Genomic DNA, 22,826 nt, shown 5'->3' with positions numbered 1-22,826 from the left:
CCCTATCAATTATTGTTTACTAGACAGTCAGTAAAAAGCTGTTTTCTTCTCCATCTCTTTACTATTTTATTGCCAATAATAAAAGAGGATGCTCCTTTATAAAGGAACATCCTCATCAATGGTTTATCATTAAGCAAGCGGCATGTTTACTTCGCAAACACATGATGACCGATGCGAATCGTTACCGGTCTTGAAAGAATCCATTTGTCTTTAGTGATTTTTGGATTGTAGAAGTAGAGGGAACCGCGGCGATCTTTTGGAAATAACGCTAATGCTTCATCGACAGCCGCATAATCTTGTTTCGTTGGCTGAATGCGAGTCAGCTTTCCTGTTTTCACAGGTACAAATGCATAGCCTGTTTTCGTTTTTTGATAAATCACGCCTTTAATGCTATTAGGAAATGCAGGGTTTTTTACACGATTTAAAATTACTAAAGCTACTTCTACTTTTCCGGCGAACGGTTCACTTGAGCCCGTTTCCGCTTGAACGAGCTGCGCCATTAATTTCCGTTCCTCCGCCGTAATCGAAGGTTTCGCTGTTGATACTGTCTTGGTTGCTTTCACCGTTACAGGCACTTTTAACGTTTCGCCAGCGAAAATTTGATCACTTTTCCGTTTGTTTAACGTTTTTATTGTGGAAATCGTAGTTTTATATTTTTTAGCAATTTTATAAAAAGAATCACCTTTTTGTACTTTATAGTATGTATACGTCGTTGCCGCATTCCCTTGTTGTGCTGTAAACGCTCCAACCATACAGCAAACTACTGCGAGTGTTGAAAAGACTTTTTTCATCATTTTGTCCTCCTCATAGTTGCTTGTTGGCTCTCTCGTTGGCATTTCCTAGATTAGCATGTTCATAGACGCATATCACTGGTCGGAATTACCATTTCATCTCTATGACATATGCAAACACATTGATAGATAAGGGATCACGGCTCTTCTTTACAGTTCTATTACAGTTTCGTAACAATCAACGACATATCAGCCAAAAGCAGCCCTTCTTGCCAAACATAGCTATTTTCGCGATAATGATTGATAGAGATGGAAGTTTGCGTTGAGGTGAAAGTATGTTAACAGGTTGGTTTCTTTGGTTTATTTTGTTTTGGGTCGTCTTTTTGTTGATCACGATGTCAATTGGTGGTTTTTTTATGTTTCGCAAATTTTTAAAGAGATTGCCGAAAGCAGATGGAAAGTCCGAATTGGACTGGCAGGAATATTACATCGAACAGACACGGCACTTATGGGGCGATGAGGAAAAAGCGCTTCTTGAAGATTTAGTAAAGCCTGTACCAGAGCTGTTTCGCGATGTTGCCCGGCAAAAAATCGCCGGCAAAATCGGCGAACTAGCCCTTCAAGAAAATGCATCCTGTATTACAAAAGATTTAGTGATCCGCGGCTATATTATCGCCACACCTAAACGCGATCATAAATTTTTAGTCAAAGCCTTGAAAGAAAAACAAATTAATTTAGCCCCTTACGAACATTTGCTCCAAAGCAAATAAAAAGCGGTGGCATCTCGCCTCCGCTTTTCTTTTTACGTTGACCATATCGTTGGATTATGATTAAGCTGTCTTTCTAATTTTTTGTAAGAAATATACATAGCAACTCGCCACGGCACAATCATGGAAAACGCCAGCAAGTAAAACATCCCGCTTAATTGACGATAATCAATCGTTCTTCCTAAATATGATTTTAAGCCAAGGCGAATGACGAGTAAGCTAATTAAAATCCACACAAATGCTTTTGAGCGTTTTAAATAAATGTGTCCATCTTTAATTTCAAACTTTGATGTTTTAATGAGAAAAATAGAGAAAAAAGCCCCTAGCACAATTGCTTCTAACAGCTCACCTTTTGTAACTCGAAACGGTGGGTCTAAAAACATAAGTGCACCTGTGCTCATAAAAATGGGAGGTAAAATAATTTTTCTTGCATTTGTCGGCCTTTTCGACGCTTTCAATCTCACAAATAAAATGAACACTGCCATACACACTGCGATAATTGAACTAATTATTGCCACAATCATCATCCTTTACCATTAATTTACTCATTGGTATACTTTTTATTATTATGCATCGCTACATTAACGCGCGATTCACTGCTTCGATGACGCGACTTTCTTCAAACGGTTTGACGATAAAATCAATCGCCCCTGCTTCGATCGCTTCCACAACCATTTTTTGTTGCCCCATCGCTGAACACATAATAATTTTTGCGTTCTCATCCTCGCGCTTAATTGCCTTTACCGCTTCCAATCCGTTCATAATGGGCATTGTAATATCCAAAGTAACGACATCGGGTTTTAATGTTCGATACAGCTCCACAGCTTCCTGCCCGTTTTCTCCTTCCCCGACAATCTCATGATTTGCTTTCCTTAAAATGTTCGATAACGTCATTCGCATAAACTTTGCATCGTCTACAATGAGTATTTTGGCCATGATCATCCCCCTACTCAGCTAAGAATCATATGTGCATAACGGGTCGTCGGTCCTATCAAACAATGTAACGAATTTGACGATGAAATTCAACTTGCCGGAACTTAAAAGCCGGTGAATCCCCCGAAAATACTTGTTGTATAAACAATAATTTTGGTCATCCAGTCAAAAAATAATACAACTCCCATCACGATCATTGTATATCCGCCTACTTTCACGATTTTGACATGATGGCGACGGATCCACTGCATCTTGCCAATAAAAAAGGAAAGAAGAAAAAACGGGATAGCAAATCCCAATGAATACGCTAACATATAAATCATTCCTGAACTTGGGTTCGTTGCTGCTAGCGCGATGACAGATACTAAAATCGGCCCTGTGCACGGCGTCCATCCTGCAGCAAAGGCCATACCAATCAGAATCGAACCGACATAACCGGAAGGCCGCTTCTGGAAGGAAAAACGTCGATCTTTCATCAAAAAGCTTGGCTTAAATACTCCAACAATGACAAATCCAAAAAAGATAATAAGAATTGCACCAATCTGGCGAATAAAATCTTGATATTCGTTAAACCACTGACCAATGAACGATGTACCGAACCCGATCGAAATAAAAATAAACGAAAAACCAAGCAAGAAAAAAAACGTATGTAACAAACTGCGCTTTTGTAACATCGCATTCTCCGATTGTAACTCTGCGACCGATACGCCGGTAACATATGATAAAAACGCTGGATAAAGCGGCAAACAGCATGGCGAAATAAACGACAAAAATCCGGCTCCAAATGCCAAAAAAACATTGACATCAGTCATGTTATTCAGCTCCTAAACTCTTTTTTATTTTCATTTTACCAAAAAAATGAGTACCTTGGTGATACTTCGATTGAATTATCTAATGGTGAAACAAGAAAAATAGTTATTTCTCTTTTGAATTAATTACCAAAATAGTTTACAATACCTATATAATCCTTGAAAAGAAAGGACTTGACCTCTCGTGTCAAAGCAAAAAATTCTTACACTCATTGAACAAAAACGGAATGAGTTAATAGAAATCGTTGCGAAAAACGGCTTAAATGCAACGGTCACACTTCAATTAAGCCAAGAGCTAGATTTGTTGTTAAATCAATATAACGAATATAAGTTTAAGAAGAAAAAACGCTCCTCCCCTCACTGGCAAGAGTGAAAAAGCGCTTTTTCCTTATACATATTCTTCAACATCCGTTAGCCCGTTTTGCAATAAATACATTTTATAGTAAAGTCCTTTTTGCGCCAATAGTTCTTGATGCGTCCCTCTTTCAACAATTTCACCGCGATGAAGAACGAGAATTTGGTCAGCATCTTGGATGGTGGACAAGCGATGGGCAATCGCGATCGTTGTTCGTCCTTTTCGCATGTTGGCAAGCGCCTCTTGAATTGCTTCTTCCGTTTCTGTATCAATATTGGCTGTCGCTTCATCAAGAACGAGAATTTTCGGATTCATCGCTATCGTGCGCGCAAAAGCAATTAATTGCCGTTGTCCGCTTGAAAAGGTAGCGCCCCGTTCAACGACTTGATGGCGATATTGTTGCGGAAGTTTTTTAATAAATTCATCCGCTTGCACGAAACGTGCAGCTTCAACAATATCTTTATTGGTTAAGTCGCGATTGTACATGCGAATGTTCTCTTCGATCGTGCCGTAAAACAAAAACGGATCTTGCAAAACGAGACCGATATTCTTGCGCAGTTCTTCGTTCGAATAATGACGAATCGATACACCATCAATGAGAATATCGCCGCGGTCAAATTCATAAAATCTCATGAGCAAGTTAATAATCGAGCTTTTTCCACTTCCGGTATGCCCAACTAACGCTACTGTTTCGCCTGGTTTTGCGATAAAGGAAATATGCTTTAATACATCGCGTTTTCCATCATAAGAAAAGCTGACATTACGAAATTCAATCGTCCCTTTGGAAATTGTTGTGCCTCTTTCTTCTGCCGCTCCCGGTGCTAATTCTGTATGGTCAAGAAGTGCAAACACGCGCGCACCGGAAACGATCGCTTGCTGATATAACGACAGACGCATCATCATTTGAGTTACCGGTTCAAAAAAGCGCTCCAAATAGTTCACAAAGGCATACAGCACCCCGATTTCTACCGGGCTTTCCATTGCAGAAATACCGAAAAAACTGAGCACGACAATAATCGACAAAATGTACACAACATCAATGGCTGGTCTTAAAAGCAAGCCATCAATTTTAATATTTTTCATCCCTGCTTCATAATGTTTGTCATTAATCATCGCAAATTCTTGACGCAGCCGCTTTTCTTGACGAAATACTTGAATGATCGCCATTCCCTGCAGTGATTCATTCAATTTCGCATTCAATTCGCTTAATCGTTCGCGCATTTCTTTGTAAAAAATCGGACTATAATGGCGATACAGTTTCATAATCCACAGTATCACCGGCAAAATAAATAGACAATACAGCGCCAGTTGAACATTTAACAAAAACATCGCGATAAAAATCCCAATCACAAATACACCGTTTTGAACAAAGCTAGAAAGCACACTCACAAACATGTCTTGAATCGCTTCCGTATCGTTTGTGACGCGCGAAACGATGCTTCCTCCCGGCGTTTGGTCAAAATAGCGCATTCCAAGCTGATGCACTTTTGTAAACACGTCGATACGCAACGATTGAATAATATTTAATGCTAGCTCTTGAAATTTGACAAGCTGGAAATACGTAATGACCGTTTTGGCGACAAGCACCCCTAAGTATGCGCCAGCTATCCAAAGGAGCGGGCGTGCCTCAAGACGACGCGGCGTTAAATAATCGTCAATAAACACTTTGACTAAATACGGTCCAATAAGTTCCCCTGCCGTTGCAAAAATCAATAAAATAAACGCAACGATCGCCTCTGTTTTATAACCCTTTATGTAGGAAAGCAATCTCCATAATACTTGCCGTTGCTCTTTCGGAGTTAATAATTTGTCCATGATTACCCCCCGTGTTCGACTAATGATTCCAGCTGCTGACGATAATACATATCGCGATACCAGCCGCGCTCATTCATCAGCGTTTCGTGTGTTCCCATTTGGGCAATTTGCCCATTGTCTAAAACAAGAATCAAATCGGCATGTTGAACCGCACTTAATCTGTGTGAGGCAATGATCGTTGTTTTACCAGCACGATTTTCTTTTAAAGCGGATAAAATCCGTTCCTCCGTTTTTGCATCAACAGCCGACAATGAGTCGTCAAGAATAAGAACTTCCGGATTCATTAACAGCGCACGTGCAATGGAAATGCGCTGTTTTTGGCCGCCGGAAAGGGACACCCCTCTTTCACCGACGATCGTGTCATAGCCGTCGGTAAACTGTTCAATATCTTCATGAACACTTGCTAATTTCGCCGCTTCAATAATTTTGTCCTCGCTCGCTTCTGGACAAGCAAAAGCAATGTTTTCTCTAACGGTTACTGAAAATAAGAAGTGGTCTTGCGGCACATAGCCGATGGAAGCGCGCAATGCATTTCGTTTGTATTGGCTAATTTCATGACCAGCGAATCGAATCTGTCCATCATATTGATCAAATTCACGAATCAGCAGCTTTAATAACGTTGTTTTTCCTGTTCCTGTTTTTCCGACGAGGCCAAGCGTTTGACCGCGCTTTAACGTAAAAGAAATATGTTGTAACACAGGAGCTGTTTCGTTTGGATATGTAAATTGCCTGATATCGTATACAATATCCCCTATCGGCGGTGTGGAAATCGCATTTTCTACCTCTTGTATTTCCTCTTGTTCGCTCAACAAGCTCCGAACGCGATCGTAAGAGGCACGTCCCCGTTCGACGATGTTGAACAACCAGCCAAACGCCAGCATCGGCCAAATTAAAATGCCTAAATACGTTGTAAACGACACGAGTTGCCCAATCGTTAGCTCCCCTGCTAACACCATTTTCGCTCCAAACACGACCGCTAAGAAAAAAGACAGGCCAACAATAAACGAAATCGTCGGATCAAACAAGGCATCAATTTTTGCAACATCCATATTTTTGGAAACCACTTTATTGGATTGCCTGCGAAATGATTCAACATCTTCTAGTTCATAACCAAACGTTTTTATCACTTTCATTCCGCTAATGCTTTCTTGTACTTTATCGTTTAACGAAGAAAACGCTTCTTGTGCTTTTAAAAACCGCTTATGGAGTAACGTCCCATAATGACTTGTTGCCAATGCCATGAACGGCATCGGAATTAAGCTAATGAGTGTTAACTTCCAGCTAATCGTAAACGCCATGGCGATCAAAACGAAGCTTCCTAACGTTAGTGAGTCAACAAGTGTCAATATACCGTTTCCGGCCGTTTGTTGAATCGCCTGTAAATCGTTTGTCGCATGTGCCATTAAATCGCCAATCCGTTTTCTCTGGTAAAAAGAGGATGACATTTTTGTAAAATGCGCATACAGTTCATTGCGAAGTTGACGTGATAGCTTCACCGCAGAGCCGAAAATTAAAATGCGCCACAGATATCGCAAACCATATAGTGCTATAGCGATAATAAGCAAAATCCCAATCCATTGACCGAGATACGCTTTCGTCATCGTTCCGTTCTTAATGTGGTCAATGATAATGCCAATGACTTTTGGGGGAACCATCTCTAATAATGCAACGATTATCAATAAGATAATCCCAGTAATGTATGCCTTTTTCTCTTGATAAAAAAACCACATTAAGTCTTTAAATACTTTCATAACGTCTCTCCCATCCATAACATCTTGAAAACGGGCTAAATTATTGTAACAAAAATAGAAAAATTTTGAAAGTTTTAGTGAAATAAAAAGACACTCAATCGAGTGCCTGTCCAATATTTATTTTAGTTGGTTGTTCATTGCCTTCATCATTTGATTAATTTTCTTTTGCGATGGCGTCATTCCCATCTGCATCATCATCATGCGAATCATTTGTTCATTAATCGGTGGATTTTTCTTTAAGTAGTTCATCATCGTTTTGCGGGCAATGAAAAATCCTAGCGCTGTTCCAGCGATAAGCGCTAGAATGCCAACGAGAATCGTCGTCAACATACTTTTTCCTCCTTCATGTTGTCTACCTAACAGTGTACTAAACAATGTGTTATTATACAATATTTCCCCGTAAAAATCTTTTATTTACGCAAATTTTCTGCTGCTTTGAGAAAAATTGAGCCATTGATAATGACAAAACTGTGTGTCAACAGCTAAAAAATAAGGAGAAATGGTAGCCAACGCATGAAAAATAGGACGGACGATTGCATCATTGTCTGTCACAAGAAGCAGACGGCGCTTTTGAACAATCAATAATGCTTCCTCATTTTCCTCTCCTTTAAAAATCAACATATTTCGTTCTAAGTTTTTCTCTACTTGTCCAGGAAAATTCTCTTTTAATCCCATTTCAATTCTCGAAAATGAAATACGTTCCGTAATAAAGGCAACTTGTTTGTCACAGACGTTTTTAAACGTCGCTTTGGCATATTGATGTTCACGCAATAGTTCGACGATTTTTTCTGCGCGAGGATAATATTCGTTTCCTACTTCCTCATTGAATAAATAAATCCAATACCGAATCATCTCCGTCCCCCATTTCTTTTTTCTCTTATCTTCATTATAAAAAAAGAAACAGGAAAAACTTGTCTATTAGCGTAAAAATTCACCACTAATTTTGTCGATTGCTAGAAAAACAGAGGTGAGCGGTTAACTCCGAAGGAAAATGTTCTTCCGCTGGGGAATAGTTACATTTCGACTTTGGAAGGCTATTTTCCGCTAAAAGTCGCGAGCTGATCTAGAAATAAAAAAGCAGAAGCGGTGCTTCTTCTATTCCTGAAACGCGTTGAGAGATCTAAAAAAGCTGCCTCCTGATCAGAGACAGCTTTTCCAACGGTTATTTGTTTAGTAATGCTTTGACACGTTTCACAACGTTTTCTACCGTAAATCCATATTCCTCCATAATTTTTTCACCTGGAGCCGAGGCACCGAAGCGGTCAATCGCTAAAATGTCACCTTCATCGCCAGTGTAGCGTTCCCAACCAAGAGAAGCAGCCATTTCAATTGCTAAACGTTTTTTCACTGCAGGTGGTAACACTTGTTCTTTATATTCGTTCGGCTGTTTCTCAAAGCGATCCCATGATGGCATGCTTACAACGGAAACATGAATTCCTTCTTCGGCTAACGCTTTTTGCGCATTCACAGCAAGACTTACTTCCGAACCGGAGGCAAGCAGTAAAGCTTCTGGAGCTCCATTTGCTGCTTCCGAAACGACATAAGCACCTTTTTTCACGCCTTCATAGGCCCGTTCAGCTGTATTCGGCAATGTTGGAACATTTTGGCGTGTTAGCACTAACGCAGTTGGTTGATTCGTCGATTCAACAGCTAAGCGCCATGCCGCTGCCGTTTCATTCGCATCAGCCGGACGAATGACGGATAAATTTGGCATTGCTCGAAGTGACGGCAACTGTTCGATTGGTTCGTGTGTTGGACCGTCCTCTCCTACAGCAATACTGTCATGGGTAAGAACGTATGTGACCGGCAAGCCCATCAGTGCGGCAAGACGAATGGCAGGACGTAAGTAATCAGAGAAAACAAAGAACGTGCCTCCAAACACCTTCACTCCGCCATGAAGCGCCATGCCGTTCATCGCAGCCCCCATCGCAAATTCGCGAACACCGAACCAAATGTTGCGGCCCTCATAGCTTTCCGGAATCAAGTTCCCTGCTCCTTTAATAAGTGTTTTGTTGGAACCGGCTAGGTCAGCAGAGCCTCCAATAAATTGCGGAACCGCTTTGGCAATAGCATTTAGCACTTCTCCTGAAGAAGCGCGAGTGGCTAGACTTTTCCCTTCTTCATAAACTGGTAAGCTTTTTTCCCATCCTTCTGGCAATGTGCCTTCAATTGCTAACTGTAACTGTTGCGCCAACTCTGGATAAGCCTTTTCATATTGCGCAAACAATTCGTTCCATTCTGCTTCTTTTTTCTCTCCTGCTTCTTTCACGACTTTGCGGAAGTGCTCATACACCTCTTCCGGTACATAAAAATCTTCTTCGAACGTCCATTTGTACGCTTGTTTTGTCAATTTTAACTCATCGGCACCGAGCGGAGCACCGTGGACATCAGAAGTACCCGCTTTATTCGGCGATCCGTAACCAATCGTTGTTTTCACTTCGATCAATGTCGGACGAGTTGTGTCCGCTTTCGCTTCCTCCAATGCTTTGGCGATCTCTTCAATGTTGTTGCCGTCTTCCACGCGTAAATATTGCCAACCATACGCTTTAAAACGTTGTCCAACATTTTCTGAGAACGAAAGATTCAATTCGCCGTCCAGCGAAATATCGTTTGAATCATAAAGAACAATAAGGCGACCAAGCTTTAAATGTCCGGCTAATGAAGCCGCCTCAGAAGCAACTCCTTCCATTAAGTCACCGTCACCGCAAATCGCGTATGTGTAATGGTTAATAATTTCAAAATTGTCTCGATTGTATGTAGCCGCTAAATGTCTTTCCGCCATCGCCATCCCGACTGCCATCGCAATTCCTTGACCGAGCGGCCCCGTCGTCGCTTCTACTCCCGGCGTATGACCGTATTCCGGATGCCCCGGTGTTTTGCTTCCCCATTGACGGAACTGTTTAATATCTTCCATGGAAACATCATAGCCGCTTAAATGAAGCAAGCTATACAAAAGCATGGAGCCATGGCCTGCTGATAACACAAAGCGGTCGCGGTTAAACCATGTTGGATTGCTCGGGTTATGATTCATAAACTTCGTCCAAAGCGTATATGCCATTGGTGCAGCACCCATCGGCATTCCCGGATGTCCGGAATTTGCTTTTTCAATCGCATCAATGGACAATGTACGAATCGTCGTAATGGCTAATTGGTCAATCGTATGTTCCATTCGTCTTCATCCTTTCGTTCAAAAACGTTCTATCAACACTATCATATAGAAAAGGAGGAAACATGTACAACTATTGTTTTGAAAAAAGAAAGCATCTGTATGCGTAAGATGCTTTCTTTTTCACTATCGTTATTAATGAAGCCGTCTTTTTTGACTCTCTTTTAGTTTCTTTGGGGTGACATCGTTTCCGTTCGGATCAATGATCTTAACGGAATGAAGCGTATCGGTCATGGCTTTGCGAAATGCTTGTAAATACTCTTGGCGAAGCCGCTGTTGTTCTTCGCGCTCCGCTGCTGTCAAACCTACCGTTTTAGATTTTTTTGCCAGCTCATTAATCCGTGATAATTTTTGCTTCGATAACATTGTTTCACTCCATATCATTGATATGCTCTTATCTTACTAGAGAAATCGAAAATTGACAACTGCTTTGCTTCTCCATCTGCTGACAGTTCTATGTGCCTGACTGAACGTATTCTTGATATCGGCGATGAACAGTCGCCTTCGAGACGTCATAGCCGAATCCACGCAACGTTGCGGCAATTTCCGCAAACGTCAGACCGTTATGGCGCAAACGGACAATTTCTTCAACTGGGAGCTCGATTCGTTCTCTTCCAGCATGTTCTCCAACATGCTTTAAGTTCCGCTCCGGTCGGTATCCTCTTTCAATCGCTTTTTTCATGCCTCGTTTAATTTTTAAGTTATGTATTTTACGTTGATATTCTTCAACAATGCTAATGATATCGAGCACCATCGAATCCGCCTCGGATAATTGCATCTCTCCGTTATGGCTGATCGTATATATTTTGACCCCTTCTTTTTGAATACAGTGCAACAAAGCAATTCTTGCATGCCCTCTTCCTAATCTTGTCTCATCTTGAATGAGAAGCGCATCGATTCGTTCCTGTTTTAGCGCAGCCAGCAACTCTAAAACCCCGTCCCGCTCAATTTCATAGCCGCTCGCCTGTTCAGTAATAATTTTAACGACTTCAAATCCATACCGTTCAGCGAGGCGCTCTAATTCTTCCCGTTGCCGCTCTAACGATGTTTCTTGCGCCTCTTTCGTTGTGCTTACGCGACAATAAATAATCGCTTTCACTTTCGATCATCTCCGTTGTTATTTGCTTACTACTAGCGGGTCATCTGCTTTTGATTTTAACACAGGAATAACCAACTTTTCACCCGCCATAATTTGTTGGCTCGACAAATGATTCACATCGATGACCCATTCAATAAACTCATTGGTTGAAAGCTGATGTGATTTCCGGTATTTATTTGCTAATTTCCAAAGTGTATCGCCGGGTGTGACGGTGATTTCTAGATAATCTTCTTTATGAATCGGTTTGCTTGCATACGCAAATCCAGCTAATAACATAAATGAAAGAATCGAAAAAACAATATAGTGAGCAAGCTTTCGTTTCATCGTTTATCACCTCATAAGAATATTTGTTCGCCTTTGTGCTTTTATTATAATCAAGAACATTTGTTTGTGTCAATAGATTTTCGAACTTATGTTTGTTTTTTAATAATGAACATGCTATAATGTAGGCAAACGATGAGGTAAGAGGTGTATATGATGACAAAGCTATCAAAACGGCAGCAGCAAATATTAGATTTTATTAAGAAAGAGGTACAGACGAAGGGATACCCTCCTTCCGTTCGTGAAATTGGTGAAGCTGTTGGACTTGCCTCTAGTTCAACCGTACACGGACATTTAGCAAGGCTTGAAAGCAAAGGGTATATTCGACGTGATCCGACAAAACCGCGCGCCATTGAAATATTAGATGCTGATTTTACTTCCTCGATGCAAAAAAACAATGTCGTCAATGTTCCTATCATTGGCAAGGTGACAGCCGGACAGCCAATTACTGCCGTTGAAAACATTGAAGACTATTTTCCGCTCCCGGAGCGCTTTGTTTCACCGGAAGATCATGTGTTTATGCTTGAAGTGATGGGAGACAGCATGATTGAGGCAGGCATTTTAGATGGGGATTACGTCATTGTACGCCAACAACAGTCAGCCAATAATGGAGATATTGTTGTAGCAATGACCGAGGAAAACGAGGCAACCGTTAAACGCTTCTTTAAAGAGCAAGACCATATTCGTTTGCAACCGGAAAACCCTCATTTAGAGCCGATTATTGTCCGTGACGTGACAATTCTTGGAAAGGTCATTGGAGTTTACCGTATGATTAACTAAAATCAAGAAAAGTGCAAGCGCACCTATTTCACTATCTTGACTCCCACGATGGGCAAATGCTCTTCACTCGAAAGACAGTTGACCACCTGATATAGATGGAGTAAGACAGTTTTCTTTTAAACTTTATACTTTTCTGACCTTACAAAAAAGGCTATCTCGTTCAATACGAGATAGCCTTTTTCTTTTTTAGTATAACTCCATATATTGGTCGCGTTCCCATTGGTGAACAGCGGTACGGAACATATCCCATTCGATTTCTTTTGCTTCGACAAAATGTTCGAATAAGTGTTTCCCTAATGCGTGAATCATGACTTCATCTGATTTTAAGTTTTCCAATGCTTCTGCTAATGTCGCTGGTAAATCAACGATTCCTTCCTCTAAACGTTCTTCTTTTGTCATGACGTAAATGTTACGATCAACCGGAGCTGGAGGAGTTAATTTGTTTTTAATACCGTCTAATCCAGACGCAAGCAGCACCGCCATGGCTAAGTAAGGGTTTGCTGAAGGGTCAACGCTGCGCACTTCAATGCGTGTGCTCATGCCGCGTGAAGCTGGGATACGAATGAGCGGGCTTCGATTGCGTGCAGACCACGCTACATAACAAGGTGCTTCATATCCTGGCACAAGACGTTTGTAAGAGTTAACCGTTGGGTTTGTCACAGCTGTAAAGTTTGGTGCATGCTTTAATACGCCGGCAATAAATTGACGAGCGATATCGCTTAATTGCAAATCGCCGCTTGGATCGAAAAACGCATTTTCGTCGTTTTTAAATAAGGACAAGTTGCAGTGCATTCCTGAACCGTTCACACCGAACAATGGTTTTGGCATAAAAGTTGCGTGTAAACCGTGCTTACGAGCCACTGTTTTCACAACAAGCTTAAATGTTTGAATATCGTCGCATGCTTTGACGGCATCAGCATATTTAAAGTCGATTTCATGCTGTCCCGGCGCTACTTCGTGGTGAGAAGCTTCAATTTCAAAGCCCATTTCTTCTAATTCTAACACGATATCGCGACGGCAGTTCTCTCCTAAGTCCGTTGGGGCTAAGTCAAAATAACCGCCATTGTCATTCAATTCAAGCGTAGGATGACCTTTTTCATCGAGCTTGAATAGGAAAAACTCTGGTTCTGGACCTAGATTAAACGCTGTAAAGCCTAAGGCTTCCATTTCTTTTAACATTCGTTTCAAGTTGTAGCGCGGACATCCTTCAAACGGAGTACCGTCTGGATTGTAAATGTCACAAATGAAGCGAGCCACTTTTCCTTTTTCCGATGTCCACGGAAAAATAACAAATGTATCTAAGTCAGGATATAAATACATATCGGATTCTTCGATGCGGACAAACCCCTCGATAGAAGAACCGTCAAACATAATCTTGTTGTCTAATGCTTTCTCCAATTGGCTAATTGGAATTTCCACGTTTTTGATCGTGCCAAGGATATCCGTAAATTGCAAACGAATATACTTGACGTTTTCTTCTTTCACAATACGCAAAATGTCTTCTCTCGTGTACTTTGCCATTATAAAACTCCTCCCCGGTTCATCGTCTTAAATATTTATGTGAAAAACAAAAACAAACGCTATTAATGGAAAAAACGAGCGATATCTCCTTGGCGAAGCGATGCACGATTAAATCGCCCTGCTTGCATCAATTCCGCCCGTAATACATTCCGCAATTCCTCGTCCGATAGCTCTTGTTTGACTACTTTTTCGACCTTTTCTGTCGGCTCATGGGAAGCTGTCGATTGACGAGAAGCGAAAATTTGTTTAATGCCGGCTAAGTTCACTCCTTGATCGATTAAGTCTTTAATTTCAAGAAGGCGATCGATATCATTAAACGAAAATAAGCGTCGATTTCCTTCTGTACGTGCAGGAGAAACTAATCCGTGTTCTTCGTAATAGCGGATTTGACGAGCAGACAACTCAGTTAATTGCATCACAATGCCAATCGGAAACAACGGCATGGAACGACGAATGTTGTTGCTACTCACGTCAATTCCTCCTTATATTAGATTATTTTTATTTTACATCATGTAACATATTATGTCAATTGAATGTTATATTTTCTCACACGCCAATGAGCTGTTTTTCTATCAATTGGTCAATAGCGGTACAAATCGCGATTTTGACATGTGAATACGTCAATCCACCCTGAACATAAGCGACATATGGCGGACGAATCGGACCATCCGCCGTCAGTTCAATGCTAGCCCCTTGAATAAACGTTCCCGCTGCCATAATGACGTCATCTTCATAGCCCGGCATGTAGTTCGGATACGGAGTAAAATGCGAATTTACAGGTGATGCAAATTGAATGGCTTGGCAAAATGCGATCATTTGATCCGGATCATCGAATTGCACCGATTGAATTAAATCCGTACGTTTGGCGTTCCATTTTGGGTGTGTATTCATGCCGAGACGCTCTAGCATTGCTGCTGTAAATACAGCGCCTTTTAACGCTTGACCAACAATATGAGGAGCTAAGAAAAAACCTTGATACATTTCTTGTAAACTATATAATGATGCCCCTGCTTCGGCACCGATTCCCGGAGAGGTCATTCGATATGCGCACGCTTCCACGTATGCTTTTTTCCCAACGATATAACCGCCTGTTTTCGCGAGACCGCCACCTGGGTTTTTTATGAGTGAGCCGGCGATTAAATCGGCGCCAACGTGGCACGGTTCCTTGTCCTCGACAAATTCTCCATAGCAATTGTCAACAAATACGACGACATCCGGTTTGATGGCTTTGACAAACTCAATCATTTCTTTAATTTCTGCGATAGTAAACGACGGGCGGGTTGCGTATCCTTTTGAACGCTGAATGCCGATCATTTTTGTACGTTCATGGATGGCGCGTCTGACCGCTTCAAAGTCCACTTTCCCTTCTTTTGTTAATGGTACGCTTTGATAGCCAATATGAAATTCTTTTAGTGAACCAACCCCGCTGCCGCGAATACCGACAATTTCTTCCAATGTATCGTACGGCTTTCCCGTAATGTAAAGAAGCTCATCACCAGGACGAAGAATGCCAAATAACGCAATCGAAATCGCATGTGTCCCAGAGATAATTTGCGGGCGCACAAGCCCTGCTTCACCGCCAAACACATCGGCATACACTTGTTCTAGCGTATCACGCCCTGTATCATCATATCCGTATCCTGTCGACGGGATAAAATGGGCATCGCTGACTTTATGGCGGCGAAAACTTTGCAAGACGCGATATTGATTGTCATCAATTCGTTCATCGATTTCTTTATGAAGCGGTGCGATTTGTGCTTCTACTTCTTTCACAATTGGTGCGATTTTTTTCCCATGTCGTAAATGCTGAAACATAAAACAACCCTTTCTAGTTTTGATATTTTCTTAACTGTCCGTTAAGCGGATGTGAAGGCAATATATATCCTTTGCATTCGTACATGCCGCTTTGTTCATTGTAATGTAAATCGCGCAAAATCGTTTCTGCTTTCAACTGAGCGAGCAGCTTGCCTTCAAAACTTGGAATAAATACATAATAGCAATCCATTAAGTCAATTACTATTTTTTCAATAAATTGGCGGAGTTGTTGTAAATCATTTGGATCTAATGCGCTGATCGTTACCGAAGGCGTTTGGGCACCCGGCACAAAATCAGGATGGATCATATCACGTTTATTATAAACGGTAACAATCGGAATGGATGACACATCAAGCTCGTCCAATAGCTCATAAACTGTCTTCTCATGATGATAATAATCAGGGTTCGACGAGTCAACGATATGTAAAATTAAGTCAGCCTCTTTTACTTCTTCGAGCGTCGAGCGAAAGGCAGCAACTAATGTCGTCGGCAAGTCTTGAATAAAACCAACGGTATCGGTTAAAAGTGTCGTGTAGCCGCTCGGAAGTGTCAATTTTCGCGTTAGCGGGTCAAGTGTCGCGAACAATAAATTTTCTTCAAATGAATCCGCATCTGTCAAACGATTGAATAACGTTGATTTACCCGCATTCGTATAGCCGACGAGAGAAATTTGAAATACATGATTTTTTTTACGGCGCTCACGGTAACGTTCGCGATGTTCGGCAACCAGTTTCAACTGCGCCTTGATTTCATCAATCCGACGGTAAATATGGCGGCGATCTGTTTCAAGTTTCGTTTCCCCCGGACCTCTTGTTCCAATTCCACCACCAAGTCGAGACAGCTCTGTGCCTTGTCCGCTTAGACGCGGCAATAAATATTCCAACTGTGCCAACTCGACTTGCAGCTTTCCTTCCTTTGATCTAGCACGCTGGGCAAATATATCTAAAATGAGTTGCGTCCGATCGATGATTCGAGCTTCAAGTTGGCGAGAAAGATTGCGGTTTTGACTTGGCGACAATTCGTCATTAAAAATAACGACATCTGGGGCGAATTGTTCCACAAGTCGGCTGAGCTCTTCCACTTTCCCTTTTCCGATATAAGTAGCTGGGTGGATCGTCTCGCGCTTTTGTGTAACAACCATAACGACATCGCCATTCGCTGTATGAGCAAGCGATTTCAATTCTTCCATTGAATAGAAAAACCGTTCATCATCTACATGAGGCAGTTGGCAACCGACTAAAATGACTTTTTCCCGCTCGTTTGTTTGTCTCTCTCTCAATCCAACACCTTCTTTCTTTTGGACGAAATGAATCTTCATTAATCATAGCAAATCTCGCACAAAATCGCTATATTTCAAAAATGATGATTGATTTTCAAACGCGTTCCTCATAAAATTTTTACAGTGAAACGAAGTAGAAAGGGCTACGCGTATGACATGGGAAGTATTAAGCATTATCGGCACCGTTGCTTTTGCGATTAGCGGAGCGATTGTCGCAATGGAAGAGGAGTATGACCTTCTTGGTGTCTACATTCTTGGTATTGTGACCGCGTTTGGTGGTGGAGCGATTCGCAATTTGCTCATCGGCGTTCCTGTCTCTGCGTTATGGGAGCAAGGAATGCTGTTTCATGTGGCGCTGTTTGCTATGACGATCGTCTATTTATTTCCTCATAAAACATTGATACATTGGAAGCGCTGGGGAAATTTCTTCGATGCGCTCGGGCTTTCAGCCTTTGCCATTCAAGGTGCGCTTTATGCTGTGAAAATGAACCATCCGCTAAGTGCAGTAATCGTTGCCGCGGTATTAACGGGAAGCGGTGGCGGCATTATTCGCGATGTGCTTGCAGGACGAAAACCTCTTGTACTTCGTGCAGAAATTTATGCTGTATGGGCAATTGTCGCCGGCTTAGCAGTCGGTACAGGGCTGGCTGATTCACCTATTCGGCTCTATATGTTGTTCATCGTTGTTGCGGTATTGCGCATTTTATCGTACACGTATAAATGGAAGCTGCCGAATCGATCGTTACAAAAAGAAACAAGCGAGAACATGTAAGTAAAATCATCCAAAAACCGGCGCGGAAGAACTTGCGCCGGTTTGTTCATTTTACTCATTTTGTACACGTTCAATAATCGTTGCTGTCGCCATGCCATGCCCGATACAAATAGTTAATAGACCGTATTTAGCTTGTCTTCGCTCCAGTTCATGAATAAGTGACGTCATTAATTTCACGCCTGTTGCCCCTAACGGATGACCTAAGGCGATGGCACCTCCGTTGACATTGACTTTCGAAAGCGGCGCACCGATTTCCTTTTGCCATGCTAAGACGACAGGAGCAAACGCTTCGTTAATTTCCACAAGGTCAATATCATCAATCGTTAGTCCTGCCTTTTGTAATACTTTTCTCGTTGCTGGAATAACGCCATCAAGCATGTACGTCGGGTCAGAGCCGACGACCGTTTGCGCGATGATTTTCGCTTTTGGTTTTGCTCCTAATTTCTGTGCTGTTTGACGCTCCATTAATAATACGGCTGCCGCTCCATCACTCATTTGGCTAGCATTTCCTGCTGTAATTTTTCCATCTTGCTTAAAAACGGGTTTGAGTGAAGCTAATGCTTCTAACGACGTATCTTTGCGAGGTCCTTCGTCAATTGTCACCGTAATAGCGTTTCCATCTTTATCAATTCCTTGGACAGGCACGATTTCTTCATCAAATATTCCTTGTTCTTGAGCACGAATCGCGCGCCGATGGCTTTCATACGCATACTCGTCTAACTGCTCACGCGTCAAACCATACTTTTCGGCGATAAGCTCTGCGGAAATGCCTTGATGGACAAACTCGTATTTTTCGTGTAACGACAGCGGGATCGTCCGTTCGTTTCCGTCGCTTAATATCGGTACTCTTGTCATACTTTCGACACCGGCAGCAATCGTGATATCCATATCTCCTGATCGTATCTCTTGTGAGGCAAAATGGATAGCTTGTTGGCCGGAGCCGCACATCCGGTTAATTTGTACAGCCGGCACTTCGATCGGAAACCCCGCTTCTAACGCAGCGAGACGTCCGATATTATATCCTTGCTCAGCAATCGGAGTCACGCAACCCATCACAATATCTTCCACGAGAGATTTCGCAACTTGTGCTCGCTTTACAACTTCATCCAAAACAACAGCAGCAAGGTGGACGGGATGAACCTCGCGAAACATACCGTTTCGTTTCCCGACAGGGGTGCGGACCGCTTCAACAATGACAACTTCTCTCATACTCGGCTCTCCCTTTCTTTATTCGTTGTAGGTGTAAAATCCTTTTCCTGTTTTTCTTCCTAAATGTCCGGCTTCGACAAGCTTTCGTAACGTTTGAGGTGGACGGAATCGATCCCCATACGCCTCTGCCATATTTTCACTGACAAATAGCATCGTATCTAAGCCGACTAAATCAGCCAGCTCAAGCGGTCCCATCGGATAATTCAAACCGAGGCGGACGGCTTTGTCGATATGCTCGGCTGATGCCACCCCTTCTTCATACATGCGAATGCATTCAATCATATGTGCGGCAATCGCCCGGGTCGTGACAAACCCTTGCATATCTTTGACGATGACGGTTTCCTTGCCGATTTCTTCGGACAACTGTTGAATCACTGCAATCGTTTCTTCCGATGTCGTCATCCCTTTTACAATCTCAATTAATTTCATCACTGGAGCGGGGTTAAACCAATGCATGCCGATAACTTTGTCTGGGCGTGTCGTCGCAGCGGCAATAGCGGTTATGCTTAGTTCCGATGTATTTGTTGCTAAAATCGCCCCGCGTTTCGCATAGCGGTCCAGCTCTTGAAATACTTGCTTCTTTAACGATAAATCTTCCGGCACTGCTTCAATAACGACATCGGCATTTTTCACCGTTTCTTGCAAATCTGTGCTTGTTTGAATACATTCAATCGCTTGTTTCGCTTCTTGTTCCGATAATCTCCCTGCTTTAACAAAACGAGTGAGGCTTTTTTGAATCGCGGCTCTTCCTTTTTCAAGAGCCTCTTCAGAAATGTCATATAAATAGACGGTTTTATTTCCCATTGCTACAGATTGGGCAATGCCGCTTCCCATCAATCCTGCGCCAATGACAGCAACTATTTGTACCATCATCATTCCTCCTATTGATCACGCATTATTGAACATTAGAAACATATTCACGCAATGGCTCGCGTAGTTTTAATTCCAAAAATTTTCTGACAATCGTTTTTGGAATTTCGTCCATAAATACAACGTCATCAGGCTGCCACCATTTTGCAAATTACGGTCGTAAAAAGTCATAGAGCTCCCCTTTTGCCATCGTCTTTCCTTCTTCGATGACGGCACAAGCGATTGGGCGCTCTCGCCACTCAAGATGCGGCACAGCGATGACCACCGCTTCCTGTGCCATTAAGTTATTTTCTAAATCAACAGAGGAAATCCATTTCCCACCGTTTTCGATGATATCTTTTATGCGATCGACAATTCTTACAAATCCTTCTTCATCGACTGTAACCACATCGCCTGTGCGCCTGTGTGTAGCAAGCCGTCACGAAAGGCTTCTTTGCTGCGCTCGTCATCATAATATTCAGCAGCAATCCATGCTACGCAAGCATAATTCTCCCATTCCGTTCCATCCCATTGCACGTCACCATCTTTCTCAATCACTTTCATCGCAACACCCGGGACAAGAAATCCTTGTTTCGCCCAAACCTCTAATTTTTATTCGTCATTGGATAGCATTTTAAACAGGAAAGAATGACAAAAGGATTCATTCCTTCATCCCGTAGGCGTGTACAAACGGTATTTTTCTTCAACCTCGCGAATCATTCTTTTGGTGCTGCTGAACCACCGCATAAAATACGTTTCAACCTGCTTAAATCATAGTTTCCTTTTTCCAGCTCAACTTAACAATCCAAGCCACATCGTCAGCACTCCCGCTGTAATTGTCACTTTTTCCGTTTCGATTAATTCCGCAAGCAGTTTTGGTGTAAACGCTGGTTCAGGCATCACTAATGTCGTGCCAAACCATGTGGCAGCAAACGGAAGCCCCCCTGCGTTTGCATGAAACATCGGCGCAACCGGAATAGCGACATCTTTGCAAATAGTGCCGCACTATCCGTTAATCCATGCTCCATGCTATGTAACGCAATGCCGCGATGGGAATACATAACTCCCCTTTTTGGATTTCCAAAAATAATAGAACATGTGAAAGGAGAAGGCAGAACGATATTTTTCTGCCTTCTTAATTCTATTCTGTAAGCGCTTTTATAATTCCTGCTTACATAACACCTCACACGCCACTCCGTACTCGTTTTCTTGTTCAACTCCCATGGAAGAATGAATTCACTTCCATCATCTGTGATGAAGCTCACTTCATCATTGGCTAACGGAGCAGTATAATTCAATAACAAATAATCAGCATTCGCGGAAAATGATAAGAGTCCAATCAAACTGATAAAAAGTCCCGTATTATAAACTGTAGGCTAATAAATGGAGGTGTCATTAAATGAGTGGTGGAGGATATGCAGGTGGTGGCCTTGCATTTATCGTCGTTCTGTTCATCTTATTAATCATTGTTGGTTGTGGCTGCTTTGGCGGTTTCCGGGGAGGATATGGCTTCGGCGGTGGTTATGGACCAGGATCTGGATTCTGGTACTAAACTAACCCTTCTTATGAGACTGTCAAGCTTGTAGCCAATTAAAAGAGGCAGGGTGTACAAAACCTTGTCAAGTAGACAATGAAAAAAAGAGTATTTAAGCTGCGGTCTTTTCTCTATATTCTATCAGGGAAAGGCCGTTCAGTTTTTCTTGAAAACGACTGTGACTGTAAAAATGAAGATACTTAGCCTGATAAGCCTGTTCGATCGTTTTTGGGCGCACTCAACACAACTTCTCTGTCTTTCAATGTAAGAAGAAACATTCGATACATACATAAGCAATTTCCCCTTCGAGAATGACTTCCTTGAATCTTGAGTTCTTTGAGCTGGTTCTCATATGATTTTATTGTGTATAGAACCCTTGGCCTGAATAAAGAAGAACATTCTTGTCAAACGGCTTTCCATCCAATTGTTTCATTGTATTCCATGCCCATTCAAGATCATTTCTTTCAGATAACTCCCACGCAACAATCTCATTGTTATATATCTAAAACGTTATATATCTAAAACCGCAGACAAGTAAGAGTATCTCCTACACGCACATAAGTAATATCCGTTACGAGCTTCTGGAACAGATTCTTGGCACAGAACTCGCGGTTTAGGACATGAGGAAATTCCACAGATCCTCTTCATCCGTAGAAAGGTCGTTTCTTGCAAATCATCGATTTTATACCTAGCTCTCTCATAAAGGTCGCACACGCTTATGATTTACCATAATCTCTTCTCTGGATAATGCCCTTGTCATTCAGTTATATCCAACGTACGGATGTAACTGATGAACAGACCATATATATTCTTTCAGCAAAAAATCTTCTTGATCTTTTGGTCTATTTTTTGCGTCACTTGTCATATCCGGCTTTTGAAACCTCGCCAATTTTGAGTAACCATGCAAGTGAGTGCCTTTTTCGCAGTTCATCAAAAATAAGAAACCTTTCCGCTGCTCTTCGTCTTGATATCGTTCCATCCCTTTCACCTGATTTTTCATTTAGAACATACTTTACTTAGAGAAATATTTGTCATTTAGCTTCAATTCTTTCCTTCAATGCTTTGCTTTGTTCTTCAATTCCTTTGCGGATTGCTCACTATCCATTGCATCTTTATTGTTACTTTCGTCACAAAATTGATAACATCACGTTCTTTTGCCTCTCGAACCTTCTCAAGAGCCTTCAATGTCTTCTTCTCGTCTTAGTGATTTTAACCCTTTTAGCATATCTGATACATCAACATCCGCTTTTACTTTTAGTCCACCTAATTTGCTTGACTCTCTCACTTCTGCCAGATCGCAACACCCCTTTAACATTTTTT

The 22,826-nt window shown here is 41.9% G+C and carries 23 protein-coding genes and 2 pseudogenes; 5 read left to right on the top strand and 20 right to left on the bottom strand.

Annotation, left to right across the window (positions count from 1 at the left end):
* Positions 1-146 precede the first annotated feature (146 nt).
* The gene (locus ISX45_RS04075; RefSeq protein WP_407649747.1) at positions 147-791 is read right to left on the bottom strand and encodes a cell wall hydrolase; all 645 of its coding nucleotides are present in this window, start codon (positions 789-791) and stop codon (positions 147-149) included.
* Between the two features lie 275 nt (positions 792-1,066).
* Between ISX45_RS04075 and ISX45_RS04070 the strand changes: the two genes are divergently transcribed.
* Positions 1,067-1,501 carry a DUF2621 domain-containing protein gene (locus ISX45_RS04070; protein WP_194520020.1) on the top strand — a complete coding sequence of 145 codons (435 nt, stop codon included), beginning with the start codon at positions 1,067-1,069 and terminating at the stop codon, positions 1,499-1,501.
* Between the two features lie 32 nt (positions 1,502-1,533).
* Here the strand turns inward: ISX45_RS04070 and ISX45_RS04065 are convergent, their stop codons facing one another.
* From ISX45_RS04065 to ISX45_RS04055, 3 genes are all read right to left on the bottom strand, one after another.
* Positions 1,534-2,016 carry a CcdC family protein gene (locus ISX45_RS04065; protein WP_181557129.1) on the bottom strand — a complete coding sequence of 161 codons (483 nt, stop codon included), beginning with the start codon at positions 2,014-2,016 and terminating at the stop codon, positions 1,534-1,536.
* Between the two features lie 58 nt (positions 2,017-2,074).
* On the bottom strand, positions 2,075-2,434 hold the full coding sequence (locus tag ISX45_RS04060) for a response regulator (RefSeq protein WP_220129566.1): 360 nt from the start codon (positions 2,432-2,434) through the stop codon (positions 2,075-2,077).
* Positions 2,435-2,535: 101 nt separating this feature from the next.
* The gene (locus ISX45_RS04055) at positions 2,536-3,243 is read right to left on the bottom strand and encodes a cytochrome c biogenesis CcdA family protein (RefSeq protein ID WP_194520019.1); all 708 of its coding nucleotides are present in this window, start codon (positions 3,241-3,243) and stop codon (positions 2,536-2,538) included.
* Between the two features lie 181 nt (positions 3,244-3,424).
* Here ISX45_RS04055 and ISX45_RS04050 point away from each other — a divergent pair, with 181 nt between their 5' ends.
* Entirely contained in the window at positions 3,425-3,613 is a 189-nt protein-coding gene (locus ISX45_RS04050; RefSeq protein ID WP_181557131.1) for an aspartyl-phosphate phosphatase Spo0E family protein, read from the top strand.
* A 15-nt stretch (positions 3,614-3,628) separates the two neighbouring features.
* On the opposite strand, the gene ISX45_RS04045 is transcribed toward ISX45_RS04050, so the two are convergent.
* From ISX45_RS04045 to yneA, 8 genes are all read right to left on the bottom strand, one after another.
* Positions 3,629-5,413 carry an ABC transporter ATP-binding protein gene (locus ISX45_RS04045; protein ID WP_194520604.1) on the bottom strand — a complete coding sequence of 595 codons (1,785 nt, stop codon included), beginning with the start codon at positions 5,411-5,413 and terminating at the stop codon, positions 3,629-3,631.
* Positions 5,413-7,161 carry an ABC transporter transmembrane domain-containing protein gene (locus tag ISX45_RS04040; RefSeq protein WP_194520018.1) on the bottom strand — a complete coding sequence of 583 codons (1,749 nt, stop codon included), beginning with the start codon at positions 7,159-7,161 and terminating at the stop codon, positions 5,413-5,415. Before ISX45_RS04040 ends, ISX45_RS04045 begins: the two co-directional genes overlap by 1 nt.
* Before the next feature lie 117 nt (positions 7,162-7,278).
* A complete protein-coding gene (locus ISX45_RS04035) occupies positions 7,279-7,491 on the bottom strand; it encodes a YneF family protein (RefSeq protein WP_181557133.1) in 213 nt (70 codons plus the stop codon).
* Positions 7,492-7,575: 84 nt separating this feature from the next.
* Positions 7,576-8,013, bottom strand: coding sequence for a sporulation inhibitor of replication protein SirA (gene sirA / locus ISX45_RS04030; RefSeq protein WP_194520017.1), 438 nt, complete (start codon positions 8,011-8,013; stop codon positions 7,576-7,578).
* A 310-nt stretch (positions 8,014-8,323) separates the two neighbouring features.
* Positions 8,324-10,330 carry a transketolase gene (tkt, locus tag ISX45_RS04025; RefSeq protein WP_194520016.1) on the bottom strand — a complete coding sequence of 669 codons (2,007 nt, stop codon included), beginning with the start codon at positions 10,328-10,330 and terminating at the stop codon, positions 8,324-8,326.
* A gap of 132 nt (positions 10,331-10,462) precedes the next feature.
* Positions 10,463-10,693, bottom strand: a complete 231-nt coding sequence (locus ISX45_RS04020) for a DUF896 domain-containing protein (protein ID WP_194520015.1) — start codon at positions 10,691-10,693, stop codon at positions 10,463-10,465.
* Between the two features lie 88 nt (positions 10,694-10,781).
* Positions 10,782-11,426 carry a YneB family resolvase-like protein gene (locus ISX45_RS04015; RefSeq protein WP_194520014.1) on the bottom strand — a complete coding sequence of 215 codons (645 nt, stop codon included), beginning with the start codon at positions 11,424-11,426 and terminating at the stop codon, positions 10,782-10,784.
* An 18-nt stretch (positions 11,427-11,444) separates the two neighbouring features.
* Positions 11,445-11,750: a cell division suppressor protein YneA gene (gene yneA / locus ISX45_RS04010; RefSeq protein WP_181557138.1), complete on the bottom strand. Its 306-nt coding sequence runs from the start codon at positions 11,748-11,750 to the stop codon at positions 11,445-11,447.
* Positions 11,751-11,903: 153 nt separating this feature from the next.
* On the opposite strand from yneA, the gene lexA reads away from it, so the two are divergent.
* Positions 11,904-12,527 carry a transcriptional repressor LexA gene (lexA, locus tag ISX45_RS04005; RefSeq protein WP_194520603.1) on the top strand — a complete coding sequence of 208 codons (624 nt, stop codon included), beginning with the start codon at positions 11,904-11,906 and terminating at the stop codon, positions 12,525-12,527.
* 186 nt (positions 12,528-12,713) lie between these two features.
* Here lexA and glnA read toward each other — a convergent pair whose 3' ends face one another.
* From glnA to hflX, 4 genes are all read right to left on the bottom strand, one after another.
* Positions 12,714-14,048 carry a type I glutamate--ammonia ligase gene (gene glnA / locus ISX45_RS04000; protein WP_181557140.1) on the bottom strand — a complete coding sequence of 445 codons (1,335 nt, stop codon included), beginning with the start codon at positions 14,046-14,048 and terminating at the stop codon, positions 12,714-12,716.
* A 62-nt stretch (positions 14,049-14,110) separates the two neighbouring features.
* A complete protein-coding gene (locus ISX45_RS03995; protein WP_181557153.1) occupies positions 14,111-14,491 on the bottom strand; it encodes a MerR family transcriptional regulator in 381 nt (126 codons plus the stop codon).
* 103 nt (positions 14,492-14,594) lie between these two features.
* The gene (locus ISX45_RS03990; RefSeq protein ID WP_181557141.1) at positions 14,595-15,863 is read right to left on the bottom strand and encodes a methionine gamma-lyase family protein; all 1,269 of its coding nucleotides are present in this window, start codon (positions 15,861-15,863) and stop codon (positions 14,595-14,597) included.
* A 13-nt stretch (positions 15,864-15,876) separates the two neighbouring features.
* Positions 15,877-17,181 carry a GTPase HflX gene (gene hflX, locus ISX45_RS03985; protein ID WP_181557142.1) on the bottom strand — a complete coding sequence of 435 codons (1,305 nt, stop codon included), beginning with the start codon at positions 17,179-17,181 and terminating at the stop codon, positions 15,877-15,879.
* Between the two features lie 112 nt (positions 17,182-17,293).
* On the opposite strand from hflX, the gene ISX45_RS03980 reads away from it, so the two are divergent.
* On the top strand, positions 17,294-17,914 hold the full coding sequence (locus ISX45_RS03980; RefSeq protein ID WP_181557143.1) for a trimeric intracellular cation channel family protein: 621 nt from the start codon (positions 17,294-17,296) through the stop codon (positions 17,912-17,914).
* Positions 17,915-17,965: 51 nt separating this feature from the next.
* On the opposite strand, the gene ISX45_RS03975 is transcribed toward ISX45_RS03980, so the two are convergent.
* From ISX45_RS03975 to ISX45_RS03965, 3 genes and pseudogenes are all read right to left on the bottom strand, one after another.
* Positions 17,966-19,123, bottom strand: coding sequence for a thiolase family protein (locus ISX45_RS03975; protein WP_194520013.1), 1,158 nt, complete (start codon positions 19,121-19,123; stop codon positions 17,966-17,968).
* A gap of 18 nt (positions 19,124-19,141) precedes the next feature.
* Positions 19,142-19,993 (bottom strand): 3-hydroxyacyl-CoA dehydrogenase family protein, encoded by an 852-nt coding sequence (locus tag ISX45_RS03970; RefSeq protein ID WP_194520602.1) that lies wholly within the window; start codon positions 19,991-19,993, stop codon positions 19,142-19,144.
* A gap of 25 nt (positions 19,994-20,018) precedes the next feature.
* Positions 20,019-21,054, bottom strand: a pseudogene (locus ISX45_RS03965) (AMP-binding protein); the annotation flags it as partial.
* Between the two features lie 317 nt (positions 21,055-21,371).
* Between ISX45_RS03965 and ISX45_RS03960 the strand changes: the two are divergent.
* A complete protein-coding gene (locus ISX45_RS03960; RefSeq protein WP_181557147.1) occupies positions 21,372-21,524 on the top strand; it encodes a YjcZ family sporulation protein in 153 nt (50 codons plus the stop codon).
* 94 nt (positions 21,525-21,618) lie between these two features.
* On the opposite strand, the pseudogene ISX45_RS03955 reads toward ISX45_RS03960, so the two are convergent.
* A pseudogene (locus ISX45_RS03955) lies at positions 21,619-22,459 on the bottom strand (IS3 family transposase); the annotation flags it as partial.
* Between the last annotated feature and the right edge of the window lie 367 nt (positions 22,460-22,826).

The organism is Thermaerobacillus caldiproteolyticus, assembly GCF_015326725.1.
GTDB classification, from domain to species: domain Bacteria; phylum Bacillota; class Bacilli; order Bacillales; family Anoxybacillaceae; genus Thermaerobacillus; species Thermaerobacillus caldiproteolyticus.
Note: the sequence above shows the minus strand (reverse complement) of the source record. Positions and strands in the feature narration are given on the sequence as shown.